A 14,862-nucleotide genomic window follows, 5' to 3' on the forward strand; every position below is an offset into this window, starting at 1 on the left:
TCAGATCTTGTCCACCGTGGCCAGCGCCTGCACCAGCACGTCGTGCGCCTGCTCGAGAATCTTGCCGCGGCGCACGATATCGGTGCCGTCACCGACCGAATCCCGTGCGCCTGCCGACAATTCAGACAGCAGGGCGTCGACGTCGGCGCGGATCCGCTGCGGGTCGGCGAACTCCTGATTCGCACCCGCCAGATGCTGACCGGGTAGCGGTGCGCCCGGGCGGGGCGCGGACGGCCCCGACGGGGGTCCCGGCACCGGAAACTGCGGGCGAGGCATGGGCGTAGTCATCGTGGCCACAACGCTACCCGAACCCGCATTCGAACACACGTACCCAGGCTCCGAAAACAACTTGCCACCGGCTGACAGGATTGGGCAAATGGACCGCAACTTCGATGATCTGATCGCCGAGGCGGCCGCCGTCTCCGTCGACGGCTGGGACTTCTCCTGGCTGGACGGCCGCGCCACCGAAGCGCGCCCGTCCTGGGGCTATCAGCGGCAGCAGGCGCGACGGCTGGCGACCGCGCACGCCGCCCTCGACATCCAGACCGGCGGCGGCGAAGTACTCGCGAAAGCCGCCGTGCTCCCGCCGACCATGGTCGCCACCGAATCCTGGCCACCGAATCTGGCCAAGGCCACCGCCCTGCTGCACCCGCGCGGCGCGGTCGTGGTCGCCGACCCGGACGAGCCGCCACTTCCATTCGCCGACAACGCCTTCGACCTGGTCACCAGCCGCCACCCGGCCACCGTGTGGTGGAGCGAGATCGCCCGCGTACTGGCCCCCGGCGGCACCTACTTCGCCCAGCACGTCGGCCCGGCCAGCGTCTTCGAAGTCGTCGAATACTTCCTGGGCCCGCAGCCCGAGGCCCGCCTCGGCCGCGACCCGGGTACCGAGGCAGCCGACGCCCGGGCCGCGGGGCTGGAGATCCTGCAGGCGCAGCCGGAACGGCTTCGCATGGAGTTCAACGACATAGGCGCGGTCGTCTACTTCCTGCGCAAGGTCATCTGGATGGTTCCCGGCTTCACCGTCGAGCAGTACCGCGACCGCCTCCACGACCTGCACCGGCAGATCGAGAGCGAAAGACCGTTCGTCGCCTACTCGGCACGCACCCTGTTCGAGGCGCGTAAACCAGTGTGAGACTTCACATCCCGACGGCCGCGGACATCACAGCTCAGGAAGCGGTGACCGCGATCGCACGGCCGGGGTTCTCGTCGAGGCGGGCCGCGAGCACCTTGGCGATGTCACCGTCGGCGGGGGTCACCGGGGGCGTCTCGGCAATCGGGTTGTTGAGTGCGTCCAGGGAATGCGCGACGTAGGTGGGAAGCCGGTCGGCCGGTTGGTCGCGCAGATCCTCGAGGGTGCTCACGCCGGTGAGGACCAGCAGCGACGGCAGGCCGCTGGTGTGCGCGCCGTCGATATCGGTGTCGAGGCGGTCGCCGACCACCAGGGCCTCGCGAGTGCCCGCGCGCGCCAAGGCATCCTGCATGAGGGGGGCGAAAGGCTTGCCCGCCACCACCGGTTCCAGGCCGGAAGCGTGGCGCAGGGCCGCGACCATCGAACCGTTGCCGGGGGCGAGGCCGCGCTCGCTGGGAAGGGTGGCATCGGTGTTGGCGGCCACCCAGAGTGCGCCCGCACTCAGGGCATAGGCGGCCTCGGCCAGATCCGGCCAGGCGGTCGCGGTGGAGTGACCCTGCACGACGGCGGCCGGAGCCGAACCGTTGAAACGCCGGATCGGTTGCAGGCCAACCGCTTCCACCTCGGCGACCAGATCATCGGTGCCGACGACCAGGACGGTCGAACCGGGCGCGAGCCGTCCGGCCAGCAAGTGCGCGGCCGCCTGGGCGCTGGTCACCACCTCGTCCTCGGAGGCCGCGAAACCCAGGTCACGCAGATGCTCGGCGACCCCGACCGCCGAGCGACTCGCATTGTTGGTCACGTACACCAGGCGCTGACCGTCCGGCGCTCCGTTCGAAAGCGCCTCGGGCGCACCGGGAATCACCTCGTGCCCCCGGAAGAGCGTGCCGTCCAGATCGAGTAGCAGGGCACCGAATCGATCCCGCAGCCGCATGACGCCGTCCTTTCGCCTTCATCATCGGCCGGAACGAATCCGGCCGACCTTCCGCTCAAAGTATGTCCGCCACGCCCCGGGAGCCTGCACGAGGACCCGGGACGTGGCGGAATGCGTCATGGACGACCTACTGGTCGGTACTGGAATCCTCGGCGTCGACCGCGGGCTTGTCGCTTACGGCCGGAGCATCGGAAGCGGTTGCCGCGTCCGCGGTCTCGGCGTCCTCGGTGTTGTCGTCTTCCGAGTCGTCCTCGTCGTCGTCGAGCGCCGAGGTCCAGTCGTCGGCGTCCTCGCCCTCGTCGTCGCTGCCGCCCTCGGCCAGGTCGGCGGCGCGTTCCTCGGCGTCGGTCTCACCATCGAGGTCGGCGGAGGCCGCGTTCATGAACCAGGTCAGCGATTCCTCCGCGCGACCGGCGGCGAGCAGCGCCTCGGCATATGCGTAGAACAGACGCGCCGCGGCGGAACCCGTACGCGCGGGATCCAACTCGGCGGTCTGCAGCGTGACCACGGCCTGATCGTGCTGACCGAGATCCATCCGCGCGCCCGCCACCACGATGCGCAGTTCGGTCGCCTCGTCGCCCTGCAGCGCCCGAGCCTCGTCACTACGACCCAGCTCGATCGCACGCTCCGGGCGGCCCAGGCCACGCTCACAGTCCGCCATCACGGCCAGCAGACCCGCACCACCGGACATCCGGCGCGCGGTCCGCAGCTCCGAGAGCGCCTCGGCCCACTCGCCCGCGTGATAGGCCGCGACACCGGCGGTTTCGCGCACCACGGCGATCCGGCCGGCCCGCTGCCGGGCGGCACGCGCATGCTCGAGCGCCAGCTCCGGATCCTCGTCGAGCAGCTGCGCCACCATCACCAGGTGCCGGGCGACCGCCTCGGCATTGGTCTTGTCCAGGCTCAGCAGATCGCGGCGGACGGCACCGTCGAGATCGGAGGGCTGCACATTGTCCGGCAGCTCCGGCTCGTCCGGACGGCTCGAACGCCGCTCACCGGACTGACCGCCGCCACCGACCCGCGCACCCTCGCCGCCACGACGACGGTCCTGGCCACCGTCGAAGGACCGACCGCCCTCGGGGCGCTCCGAACGCTCGGCGCGCTCGGGCCGCTCGAACGACCGCTCCTCGCTCTTGTTCTCACGACGGTCATCGTCGGATCCATTGCGCGCGAAGCCCTTTCGCTCCTCACCCCGATCCTTGCCGAAGTCCCGGTTGCCACCGTCGCGGTTGCCGCCGTCACGATTGAATCCGCGCCCGCCGCCACGGTTTTCGCCGTCCCGGCCGCCGCGGTTGTACCCGCCCTCGCGACGGTCGTTGTCACGGTTGAACCCGCCTTCACGACGATCCCCACCGCCGGTGCGGTTGAAGCCGCCGCCTTCACGACGGTCACCCCCGCCACGGTTGAATCCACCCTCACGACGGTCATTGTCGCGATTGAATCCACCCTCGCGACGATCTCCGCCGCCACTGCGGTTGAAACCACCTTCACGACGGTCACCACCCGCGCTACCACCGCTCCGGTTGAATCCACCTTCTCGACGGTCGCCACCGCCACCGCGGTTGAACCCGCCTTCGCGACGGTCCCCACCAGCGCCACTGCCGCCGCGGTTGAATCCACCTTCTCGACGGTCGCCACCGCCACCGCGGTTGAAACCACCCTCGCGACGCTCACCGCCACCACCACGATTGAATCCGCCTTCACGACGGTCCCCACCAGCACTACCACCGCCACGGTTGAACCCGCCCTCGCGACGCTCACCGCCACCGCTGCGGTTGAAACCACCTTCACGACGTTCGCCGCCGCCACTGCGATTGAACCCGCCCTCACGGCGGTCACCACCACGGTTGGATCCGCGATCGTCGCCCTCACGGCGGAAGCCGCCGCGGTCGCCGCCCTCGCGGTTCGATCCGCCACGGCTGTCGCCACCGCGGCTGCCACCGTCGCGGTTGAACCCGCCGCGGCCGCCATCCCGGTTGGCGCCGCCACCGTCGCGGTTGTATCCGCCGCCGCCACGCGAATCGCCGCGGCCGCTGTCACGATTGAATCCACCGCCGCGCTGGGACGAGCCACCGTCGCGGCCGCTGTCGCCACGCTCACGACGCGGGCCGTCCGACGACGAGCGACCCTGGTCACGGCGCTCACCTTCGTCGCGCCGACCGTAGCCGCCCTGCCCGGAGCCACCGCCGGTGCGGCGGAAGGGTTTGCGGTCGTCGTTCTGCTCCGCCACGGTGATCCCTCTCTAGTCTTGTCAGCCTGCCGGTACCCGGCCACGGCGCGCGAGCGCGTGAGGAGGGCCGGTGGTCGATCCACCTGCCCTGAATTCAATCACGCTGCCCCGTACGTCAACGCGGCACAGGTGCTCAAACGACGAAAGGGGACCCAGTAGTGGGTCCCCTTTCGTGAAGGATGTTCCGGCGGTGTCCTACTCTCCCACACCCTGTCGAGTGCAGTACCATCGGCGCAGGTGGCCTTAGCTTCCGGGTTCGGAATGGGACCGGGCGTTTCCCCACCGCTATAGCCGCCGTAACTCTATGAAACTGTCACACAGAGAGCCAAAGCCGAATCAGAGAACCTGGGTTCTCTTCTCCTGCTTGTCTTCTCGGTGATCTGTGTGTTGTTTCAGATACCGCACAGTGGACGCGTAGCAACTTTGTTGGTAAGTCCTCGGCCTATTAGTACCGGTCACCTACACCCCTTACAGGGCTTCCAGTTCCGGCCTATCAACCCAATGGTCTGTTGGGGGCCTTAACCCCTCGAGGGGGTGAGAAACCTCATCTTGGAACAGGCTTCCCGCTTAGATGCTTTCAGCGGTTATCCCTTCCGAACGTAGCAAACCAGCCGTGCTCCTGGCGGAACAACTGGCACACCAGAGGTTCGTCCGTCCCGGTCCTCTCGTACTAGGGACAGCCTTCCTCAAGTTTCTGACGCGCGCGGCGGATAGAGACCGAACTGTCTCACGACGTTCTAAACCCAGCTCGCGTGCCGCTTTAATGGGCGAACAGCCCAACCCTTGGGACCTACTCCAGCCCCAGGATGCGACGAGCCGACATCGAGGTGCCAAACCATCCCGTCGATATGGACTCTTGGGGAAGATCAGCCTGTTATCCCCGGGGTACCTTTTATCCGTTGAGCGACACCGCTTCCACTTGCCGGTGCCGGATCACTAGTCCCGACTTTCGTCCCTGCTCGACCTGTCGGTCTCACAGTCAAGCTCCCTTGTGCACTTGCACTCGACACCTGATTGCCAACCAGGCTGAGGGAACCTTTGGGCGCCTCCGTTACATTTTGGGAGGCAACCGCCCCAGTTAAACTACCCACCAGGCACTGTCCCTGAACCCGATCAGGGTCCGAGGTTAGAGGTCCAATACGATCAGAGTGGTATTTCAACGACGACTCCCCAGAAACTGGCGTCCCTGGATCAAAGTCTCCCACCTATCCTACACAAACCGTACCGAACACCAATACCAAGCTATAGTGAAGGTCCCGGGGTCTTTTCGTCCTGCCGCGCGTAACGAGCATCTTTACTCGTACTGCAATTTCGCCGAGTCTGTGGTTGAGACAGCTGAGAAGTCGTTACGCCATTCGTGCAGGTCGGAACTTACCCGACAAGGAATTTCGCTACCTTAGGATGGTTATAGTTACCACCGCCGTTTACCGGGGCTTAAATTCTCAGCTTCGCACCGAAGTGCTAACCGGTCCTCTTAACCTTCCGGCACCGGGCAGGCGTCAGTCCGTATACATCGTCTTACGACTTCGCACGGACCTGTGTTTTTAGTAAACAGTCGCTTCTCACTGGTCTCTGCGACCACACCCAGCTCCAGGAGCAAGTCCCTTCACCAGACATGGCCCTCCTTCTCCCGAAGTTACGGAGGTATTTTGCCGAGTTCCTTAACCACAGTTATCTCGATCGCCTTAGTATTCTCTACCTGACCACCTGTGTCGGTTTGGGGTACGGGCCGTGTACCAACTCACTAGAGGCTTTTCTCGGCAGCATAGGATCACTGAATTCGCCTCAATCGGCTACGCATCACCTCTCAGGCTATATGCTGTGCGGATTTGCCTACACAACGCCCTACAGGCTTACACCAGGTATTCCATCACCTGGCCCAGCTACCTTCCTGCGTCACCCCATCGCTTACCTACTACAGCCAGGGTCGTATGCAGCCACGCTCCCTCTCGCCCGAAGGCTCGATAAGACCGCTTTTGGATACTTAGCACAACTGATTCGATATTTGGCGCGGATACACGGGTACGGGAATATCAACCCGTTGTCCATCGACTACGCCTGTCGGCCTCGCCTTAGGTCCCGACTCACCCTGGGCGGATTAACCTGGCCCAGGAACCCTTGGTCATTCGGCGGACGAGTTTCTCACTCGTCTTTCGCTACTCATGCCTGCATTCTCACTCCCATAGCCTCCACGGCTGGATCACTCCGCCGCTTCCCTGGCTATAGGACGCTCCCCTACCCATCCAGACTCCTGGCTCGAAAGCGGGATAATGTCTGAATGCCGCAGCTTCGGTGGTGTACTTGAGCCCCGCTACATTGTCGGCGCAGGATCACTTGACCAGTGAGCTATTACGCACTCTTTCAAGGGTGGCTGCTTCTAAGCCAACCTCCTGGTTGTCTTCGCGACCCCACATCCTTTTCCACTTAGTACACGCTTAGGGACCTTAGCTGGCGATCTGGGCTGTTTCCCTCTCGACTATGAAGCTTATCCCCCACAGTCTCACTGCCGCGCTCTCACTCACCGGCATTCGGAGTTTGGCTGACTTCGGTAAGCTTGTAGGCCCCCTAGGCCATCCAGTAGCTCTACCTCCGGTGAGAAACACGCGACGCTGCACCTAAATGCATTTCGGGGAGAACCAGCTATCACGGAGTTTGATTGGCCTTTCACCCCTACCCACAGCTCATCCCCTCAGTTTTCAACCTAAGTGGGTTCGGGCCTCCACGACGTCTTACCGTCGCTTCACCCTGGCCATGGGTAGATCACTCCGCTTCGGGTCCATAGTGTGCGACTCACACGCCCTATTCGGACTCGCTTTCGCTACGGCTACCCCACACGGGTTAACCTTGCCACACACCGATGACTCGCAGGCTCATTCTTCAAAAGGCACGCCATCACCCCACCACAAAGTGGAAGGCTCTGACGGATTGTAAGCGCACGGTTTCAGGTACTATTTCACTCCCCTCCCGGGGTACTTTTCACCTTTCCCTCACGGTACTAGTCCGCTATCGGTCACCAGGGAGTATTCAGGCTTACCGGGTGGTCCCGGCAGATTCACAGCAGATTTCACGGGCCCGCTGCTACTCGGGTGTCTACTACGACAGAGAACACGTTTTCGTCTACAGGACTCTCACCCTCTACGGTCGGCCATCCCAGACCAATTCGACTAACGCATTCTTTTCTGACTGTCGCCCATCACGGCAGTGATGAGAAAGTAGATCCCACAACCCCAAGAACGCAACGCCTGCCGGCTATCACACGCTCCTGGTTTAGCCTCTTCCGCTTTCGCTCGCCACTACTCACGGAATCACTGTTGTTTTCTCTTCCTGTGGGTACTGAGATGTTTCACTTCCCCACGTTCCCTCCACACGCCCTATATATTCAGGCGCGGGTAACACGACATCACTCGTGCTGGGTTTCCCCATTCGGAAATCCTCGGATCTCAGCTCGTTTGACAGCTCCCCGAGGCTTATCGCAGCCTACTACGTCCTTCATCGGCTCCTGGTGCCAAGGCATCCACCGTACGCTCTTTTTCACTTACTAACAAAGATGCTCGCGTCCACTGTGCAGTTCTCAAACAACACACCCACTCGCAACATATTTCCTGGACCTTTCCCGCAACCGCAGTCGCCGGTGGTATCGAGGAGATCCGAGCGGATCGTCTGATTTCCTAGAAAGAAACTCGCTTTCGCGTGTTCTTTCAGGACCCAATAGTGTGTCGGTATATCGTCTCTGGCCGGCCGCTGAGGACCTACCGTATCGAGAAGAATCAGTCAGTGTTCCACCCATGAGCGTCCGCCGGACTACATGTGAGTCCGAAACGGTCTCTGGCACACCAGCTCTCACCTATGTGAGGCGGTTGTGCAGAAGTGCTCCTTAGAAAGGAGGTGATCCAGCCGCACCTTCCGGTACGGCTACCTTGTTACGACTTCGTCCCAATCGCCAATCCCACCTTCGACGGCTCCCTCCACAAGGGTTAGGCCACCGGCTTCGGGTGTTACCGACTTTCATGACGTGACGGGCGGTGTGTACAAGGCCCGGGAACGTATTCACCGCAGCGTTGCTGATCTGCGATTACTAGCGACTCCAACTTCACGGGGTCGAGTTGCAGACCCCGATCCGAACTGAGACCGGCTTTAAGGGATTCGCTCCACCTCACGGTATCGCAGCCCTCTGTACCGGCCATTGTAGCATGTGTGAAGCCCTGGACATAAGGGGCATGATGACTTGACGTCGTCCCCACCTTCCTCCGAGTTGACCCCGGCAGTCTCTCACGAGTCCCCGCCATTACGCGCTGGCAACATAAGATAAGGGTTGCGCTCGTTGCGGGACTTAACCCAACATCTCACGACACGAGCTGACGACAGCCATGCACCACCTGTACACCGACCACAAGGGGGGCCGTATCTCTACGGCTTTCCGGTGTATGTCAAACCCAGGTAAGGTTCTTCGCGTTGCATCGAATTAATCCACATGCTCCGCCGCTTGTGCGGGCCCCCGTCAATTCCTTTGAGTTTTAGCCTTGCGGCCGTACTCCCCAGGCGGGGTACTTAATGCGTTAGCTACGGCACGGATCCCGTGGAAGGAAACCCACACCTAGTACCCACCGTTTACGGCATGGACTACCAGGGTATCTAATCCTGTTTGCTACCCATGCTTTCGCTTCTCAGCGTCAGTTACTTCCCAGAGACCCGCCTTCGCCACCGGTGTTCCTCCTGATATCTGCGCATTTCACCGCTACACCAGGAATTCCAGTCTCCCCTGAAGTACTCTAGTCTGCCCGTATCCCCTGCAAGCTTAAGGTTGAGCCCCAAGTTTTCACAGAAGACGTGACAGACCGCCTACAAGCTCTTTACGCCCAGTAATTCCGGACAACGCTCGCACCCTACGTATTACCGCGGCTGCTGGCACGTAGTTGGCCGGTGCTTCTTCTACAGGTACCGTCACTTGCGCTTCGTCCCTGTCGAAAGAGGTTTACAACCCGAAGGCCGTCATCCCTCACGCGGCGTCGCTGCATCAGGCTTTCGCCCATTGTGCAATATTCCCCACTGCTGCCTCCCGTAGGAGTCTGGGCCGTGTCTCAGTCCCAGTGTGGCCGGTCACCCTCTCAGGTCGGCTACCCGTCGTCGCCTTGGTGAGCCGTTACCTCACCAACAAGCTGATAGGCCGCGGGCCCATCTCGCACCGATAAATCTTTCCACCATCGGACATGCATCCGAAAGTCATATCCGGTATTAGACCCAGTTTCCCGGGCTTATCCCAGAGTGCGAGGCAGATCACCCACGTGTTACTCACCCGTTCGCCGCTCGTGTACCCCGAAGGGCCTTACCGCTCGACTTGCATGTGTTAAGCACGCCGCCAGCGTTCGTCCTGAGCCAGGATCAAACTCTCCGTTGAAGACTCTCAACTCGCTCCGAAGAGCTAATTGGAAGAATTAACCAGAGTCCGAAAACCTTGGCAAAATCAAACGCCAGCAAAAGTATTTGCTGACTAAATGTCCGACCCTCCACACGGGGGTGCGAAAGATCGGAACCAATTAAATAATTGGCACTGACATTCATCGACACACTATTGAGTTCTCAAAGAACACACGCACACGCCGTCCACCCGAAGAAGTTGATCAGATGTCCAGCGAGGCAACTTTTCCAGCCTAGCCAAAGGTCTCGACAGAGTCAAGAACTAATTTCAGGCCTGGAGTGTTCACATCAGGCGCTCATCGTCCAACCTCGTTCCCGCTCCCGATTTCCAGCCTCTGAGCTGGGGTTTCGGTCTCGGTCGGTGTCCGTGTCGCTCTGACCTGGACTAAGTTACGCGGCGGATAACGCAAGGTCAAATCGGCTGGTCACCGCTCCGTTTGCGCAGGTCACGCGGTCTCGAATCGGGCCGATCGGCGACCTGGGCCGGGTTTGTGTGGCCCAGGTCATTTCGATCTTGTTTACCTATCAGCCCGCTGTCTGTTTCCCGTCAGCCCTCGGCTCGACGCACGCCGGCGAAGTTCTTCTTGCCGCGACGCAGCACCAGCCAGCGACCGTGCAGGTAGTCGGCGTCGGAGGGGGTCCATTCCAGATCGGACACCTTCTCGTTGTTCACCGCTGCGCCACCCTCGTTGACAGCCCGGCGAGCCGCACCGCGGCTGTCGCAGAGTCCGGACTCGACCAGCAGGTCGACGATGGTCGACTCATCGGTGGCCTCGGCGACCTTGCCGTCGACGGCCGCCTCGGTCAGCGCGGCCGCGAGGGTCTGCTCGTTGAGGTCACGGAGTTCACCGCGACCGAACAACGCCTGACTGGCCAGCTGCACGGACTGCGTGTTCTCTTCGCCGTGAACGAGAGTCGTCATCTCCGCGGCCAGCCGGCGCTGCGCTTCCCGGGCGTGCGGACGCTCGATCGTCGCCTGCTCGAGCTCGTCGAGTTCCTCGCGAGACAGGAAGGTGAACCAGCGCAGGTAGCGGACCACGTCGCTGTCGGCGGTGTTCACGAAGTACTGGTACCAGGCGTACGGGCTGGTCATCTCGGGGTCGAGCCAGAGGCTGCCGCCGCCGGTGGACTTGCCGAACTTCTTGCCGTCGGCCGAGGTCACCAGCGGAACGGTCAGGGCGTGCACATGCTCGCCGTCGACGCGGCGGTTGAGTTCCACGCCCGCGATGATGTTGCCCCACTGATCCGAGCCACCGACCTGCAACGTGCAGCCGTATTCGCGACGCAACTGCAGAAAGTCGTTGGCCTGCAACAGCATGTAGCTGAACTCGGTGTAGGACATGCCGTCGCTCTCGAGACGACGCTTGACCGTGTCGCGGGCCAGCATGACGTTGATCGAGAAGTGCTTGCCGATGTCCCGCAGGAACGAGACCGTGCTGAGCGGTCCGGTCCAGTCCATGTTGTTGGCGATGATCGCCGCGTTCGGGGCGTCGTCGAGGTCGACGAAACGCTCGAGCTGCGAGCGGATGCGCCCGGCCCATTCCGCGACGGTGTCGCTGGAGTTCATGGTGCGCTCGCCGACGTCACGGGGATCGCCGATGAGTCCGGTCGCGCCACCCGCGAGGACGACCGGGCGATGCCCGGCGCGCTGGAAACGCTTCAGCGCCAGCAGCGGAACCAGGTGTCCGGCGTGCAGGGAGGCGGCGGTCGGGTCGAAACCGGCATACAGGGTGATCGGCCCCTTGGCCGTGGCTGCCCGCAGGGCATCCAGGTCGGTGGACTGCGCGATCAGTCCGCGCCAGGTCAGTTCATCGATGATGTCGCCGCTCACTTGTCCCATCTTTCCATTCCGCCTCCCCGGAACTTTTGCGCCCCGCAGAGAGCCGTCACCTATCCCATTCGCGGCCCAGCGGTCGGGTGCCGTGCACAATTTCGGACGTTCCCGAGGAGTTACCCCGGTCGATACCAGATCAGTGGATCACGATCCGAACGATCATTCGGCGGCGAATCGACACAAGCCCGGGCCGATCCGCCGGCGAGACGCCCGTAAGCCCGCTGCCGAGCGTGCTCGGCGGCGGGCTGGAGGGCGAGGGATTATTCGCGGTCACTTCACCAGGTTGGTGAAGGTGGAGAAGGAGGAGCGGCGCTCGTAGGCGATCCAGGCGAACACGCCGACCAGGACCAGCGGGAAGATCGCCATGCCGGGGGCGTTCAGGAGGAAGGCCTGGGTGGCGGCGGCGCCGATCATGGTGAGCGACAGGCCCGCGGCGGCCGGGCCGCTCAGGCGCGGGACCATCAGGCCGATGCCGCCGGAGACCTCGACCAGGCCGGTGAAGTAGCGGAACCAGTCGCCCCAGCCGATCTGGTGGAAGATGCGGACCGCGTCGGCCTGGCCGACGAACTTGGGCAGGCCCGAGACCACGATGAAGAACACGCCGAACACGATCTGGAGGGTCCAGAGCACGCGGTTGCGGGTCTTGCCGGGGGTGGCGGTGGTCGAGGCGGCGGGGGTGGCGGCGATGGTGGTCATGTCGAATGTCCTTACGGGGCTTGTCTGTTCGGGGATCGAACTCGCTTGCCCGTTCTGACGGGGGTCGCCGCGGAAAGTCATCGGTGGGTCGGAAAGTTTTTTCGCTAGCCCTCGAACGCGGCCCGCAGGGCGGTGAGGTGGACGCGGCTGGCGGTGGCGGCGGCCTCGGAGTTGCGGGTGCGGATGGCGGTGTAGAGGACCTCGTGGGCGTCGTGGTCGCCGGCCGGGTCGGCCATCGGGCGGATACGCAGCATGTCGATCATGGCGTGCCGCGAACGCGGGACGAAGGCGTTGAACATCTCGAGCAGGATGTCGTTGTGCGCGGCGGCGACGACCGTGCGGTGGAAGGCGGTGTCGGCGTCGACGAGGGCCTCGACGCCGGGTCCGGCTTCGGCGCGGGCGGCCAGGCCACGCAGCATGGCGCGCAGGTCGGCCGGGGTGCGGCGGCGGGCGGCCAGGGCGGCACCCTCGGCCTCGATGGCGATGCGGGCCTCGATGACGGTGACGATGTCGGCCCGGCGCAGCACGGTGTCCCAATCCTCGATGACGTCCAGCGCGGTGACGAAAACGCCTGCGCCCTGACGGCTTTCGAGGACGCCGCGGCCCGCGAGTTCACGGATGGCCTCGCGCAGGGTGGAGCGGCCGACGCCGAGCTGGGCGGCCAGGGTGGTTTCGCCGGGGAGCCGGTGCCCGAGTTCCCACTCTCCCGCGCGGATCCGGGTCAGCAGGACCTCGGCGGCCTGGGCGGCGAGCGGATGCCTCTGTACCTGCGCCACGTTGTTTTTGCCTCTCTACTTGTCTGAGGAGTGATCGCCCTCTAGTCTAGGCCACATGGTTACGGGTTCCCTGCTTCTCCTTCGCCGCCGCCGCGGGGTCTGAACGACCGGCTCCCCGCTCGCGGGCTGCTGAGCTGCGCCGGTCACCTCGCTCCGACGCGAAAGCGAATCCCGTGCGCACCTCCCCGATCTGGAATCGTCAGCAGCCCTCCCCCATGCCCTCGCATCGGTATCGCGATGTGTACCAGCGGGTTCAGGTTCCGCTGACCGAACGTGACTGGCCAGCCAACCGCATCACCGCCGCCCCCCTGTGGGTGCCGGTGGATCTGCGGGACGGCAATCAGGCGCTGGCCGAGCCGATGGATCCCGAACGCAAGCGCCGCTTCTTCGAACTGCTGGTGGCCATGGGCTACAAGGAGATCGAGGTCGGCTATCCGAGCGCCTCGCAGACCGATTTCGATTTCGTGCGGCTGATCGGCACGGCCGGTCTGGCCCCGGCGGATGTCAGCATCGTCGTATTCACGCCCGCACGGCGGGATCTGATCGAGCGCACCGTGGAATCGGTGCGCGGCATCACCAATGACGTGGTCATCCACATGTACACGGCCACCGCACCGACCTGGCGCGATGTGGTGCTGGGTCGTTCGCGCGATGAGCTGGCCGAGCTGATCGTGGCGGGCGGGCGGGATGTCCTGGAGTTCGCCGGTGACATGCCGAACGTGCGTTTCCAGTTCTCCCCCGAGGTGTTCATGCTGACCGAGCCGGACTTCGTCCTGGATGTCTGCGACCGCATGACGACGCTGTGGGACGCGACGCCGCAGCGGCCCGTGACCCTGAATCTGCCTGCGACGGTGGAGATCGCGACACCGAACGTGTACGCCGACCAGATCGAGTACATGCACCGGAATCTGGCGCGCCGCGAGAGCGTGATCCTGTCGGTGCATCCGCACAACGATCGCGGCACGGGTGTCGCCTGCGCGGAGTTGGCGGTGCTGGCCGGGGCGCAGCGGGTGGAGGGTTGCGTGTTCGGCAACGGCGAGCGCACCGGCAATGTGGATCTGGCGACGCTGGCGTTGAATCTGCATGCGCAGGGCGTGGATCCGATGGTCGACTTCTCCGATATCGACGAGGTGCGCCGGACGGTGGAGTACTGCACGCGGCTGCCGGTGCACGAGCGGCATCCGTACGCGGGTGATCTGGTGTACACGGCGTTCTCGGGGACGCATCAGGACGCCATCAAGAAGGGTTTCGCCGAGCATCGGGCCCGCGCGCACGCTCTGGGACAGTCGGAGCGCGAAATCGCTTGGGAGGTACCGTATCTGCCGATCGATCCGGCTGATGTGGGTCGTTCCTACGATGCGGTGATCCGGGTGAACTCGCAGTCGGGCAAGGGCGGGATCGCCTATCTGCTGGAGTCGGAGTACGGACTGGAATTGCCGCGCCGCCTGCAGATCGACTTCTCCCGCCGGGTACAGCGTCACACCGACGAGACCGGCGCCGAGGTGTCGGCGGCGACGCTGTGGCAACTGTTCACCACGGCCTACGTTCCGGATATCCAGCAGGACAACGTCATTCCCGCTGGCTCCAGCGTCGATGAGGTGATCGAGTCGCTGGCGGCCGCAGGTCGCCGGGTCGAGATCCTGTCGACGACCGCCCACGCGATCGACCGGGCCGGGCGGACCGGCGCGATCGCGTATCTGGAGTACCGCACACCGGAGGGCGTCGCATGGGCGGCGGGAATTGCCGAATCCTCTTCCGCCGCAACCATTGCCGCTGCCTTCGCGGCCGCCGAGCGGGTGCCGGTGTCACTGCCCGCCTGAATACGACGGCCACGCCGGTCCGCGT

Annotated in this window: 7 protein-coding genes, 3 rRNA genes and 1 pseudogene; 2 read left to right on the forward strand and 9 right to left on the reverse strand. The window is 63.8% G+C overall.

Annotation, left to right across the window (positions count from 1 at the left end):
• The gene (locus tag OG300_RS18100) at positions 1-288 is read right to left on the reverse strand and encodes a hypothetical protein (protein ID WP_405497443.1); all 288 of its coding nucleotides are present in this window, start codon (positions 286-288) and stop codon (positions 1-3) included.
• A gap of 88 nt (positions 289-376) precedes the next feature.
• On the opposite strand from OG300_RS18100, the gene OG300_RS18105 reads away from it, so the two are divergent.
• Complete coding sequence (locus OG300_RS18105) at positions 377-1,135, forward strand: class I SAM-dependent methyltransferase (RefSeq protein ID WP_405497445.1); 759 nt, start codon at positions 377-379, stop codon at positions 1,133-1,135.
• Positions 1,136-1,169: 34 nt separating this feature from the next.
• Here the strand turns inward: OG300_RS18105 and OG300_RS18110 are convergent, their stop codons facing one another.
• The 8 genes and pseudogenes from OG300_RS18110 to OG300_RS18145 all read right to left on the reverse strand — a co-directional run bounded on the left by OG300_RS18110 (position 1,170) and on the right by OG300_RS18145 (position 13,017).
• Entirely contained in the window at positions 1,170-2,066 is an 897-nt protein-coding gene (locus tag OG300_RS18110; protein WP_405497447.1) for an HAD-IIA family hydrolase, read from the reverse strand.
• Positions 2,067-2,370: 304 nt separating this feature from the next.
• Positions 2,371-3,432, reverse strand: a pseudogene (locus OG300_RS18115) (hypothetical protein); the annotation flags it as partial.
• A 1,046-nt stretch (positions 3,433-4,478) separates the two neighbouring features.
• A 5S ribosomal RNA gene (rrf, locus tag OG300_RS18120) occupies positions 4,479-4,595 on the reverse strand.
• A 126-nt stretch (positions 4,596-4,721) separates the two neighbouring features.
• Positions 4,722-7,837 (reverse strand): 23S ribosomal RNA (locus tag OG300_RS18125).
• 337 nt (positions 7,838-8,174) lie between these two features.
• Positions 8,175-9,691: ribosomal RNA gene (locus OG300_RS18130) — 16S ribosomal RNA — on the reverse strand.
• The 16S, 23S and 5S rRNA genes sit together here, the layout of an rRNA operon.
• A 567-nt stretch (positions 9,692-10,258) precedes the next feature.
• Positions 10,259-11,551, reverse strand: a complete 1,293-nt coding sequence (gene tyrS / locus OG300_RS18135; RefSeq protein ID WP_405497449.1) for a tyrosine--tRNA ligase — start codon at positions 11,549-11,551, stop codon at positions 10,259-10,261.
• A gap of 264 nt (positions 11,552-11,815) precedes the next feature.
• Positions 11,816-12,241, reverse strand: a complete 426-nt coding sequence (locus OG300_RS18140) for a DoxX family protein (RefSeq protein ID WP_405497451.1) — start codon at positions 12,239-12,241, stop codon at positions 11,816-11,818.
• A 104-nt stretch (positions 12,242-12,345) separates the two neighbouring features.
• Complete coding sequence (locus tag OG300_RS18145; protein WP_405497453.1) at positions 12,346-13,017, reverse strand: FadR/GntR family transcriptional regulator; 672 nt, start codon at positions 13,015-13,017, stop codon at positions 12,346-12,348.
• A gap of 215 nt (positions 13,018-13,232) precedes the next feature.
• On the opposite strand from OG300_RS18145, the gene OG300_RS18150 reads away from it, so the two are divergent.
• Positions 13,233-14,837 (forward strand): 2-isopropylmalate synthase, encoded by a 1,605-nt coding sequence (locus OG300_RS18150; RefSeq protein WP_405498585.1) that lies wholly within the window; start codon positions 13,233-13,235, stop codon positions 14,835-14,837.
• Positions 14,838-14,862: the final 25 nt, after the last annotated feature.

Origin of the sequence: Nocardia sp. NBC_00511 (genome assembly GCF_045161165.1) — a bacterium.
In the GTDB taxonomy this organism is placed as follows: Bacteria; Actinomycetota; Actinomycetes; order Mycobacteriales; family Mycobacteriaceae; genus Nocardia.

Excerpts from the sequence above, each read along its gene's own strand:
- OG300_RS18100 (WP_405497443.1), bottom strand. The coding sequence starts at position 288 with ATGACTACGCCCATGCCTCGCCCGCAGTTTCCGGTGCCGGGACCCCCG.
- OG300_RS18150 (WP_405498585.1), top strand. The coding sequence starts at position 13,233 with ATGCCCTCGCATCGGTATCGCGATGTGTACCAGCGGGTTCAGGTTCCG.
- tyrS (WP_405497449.1), bottom strand. The coding sequence starts at position 11,551 with ATGGGACAAGTGAGCGGCGACATCATCGATGAACTGACCTGGCGCGGA.
- OG300_RS18110 (WP_405497447.1), bottom strand. The coding sequence starts at position 2,066 with ATGCGGCTGCGGGATCGATTCGGTGCCCTGCTACTCGATCTGGACGGC.
- OG300_RS18140 (WP_405497451.1), bottom strand. The coding sequence starts at position 12,241 with ATGACCACCATCGCCGCCACCCCCGCCGCCTCGACCACCGCCACCCCC.
- OG300_RS18105 (WP_405497445.1), top strand. The coding sequence starts at position 377 with ATGGACCGCAACTTCGATGATCTGATCGCCGAGGCGGCCGCCGTCTCC.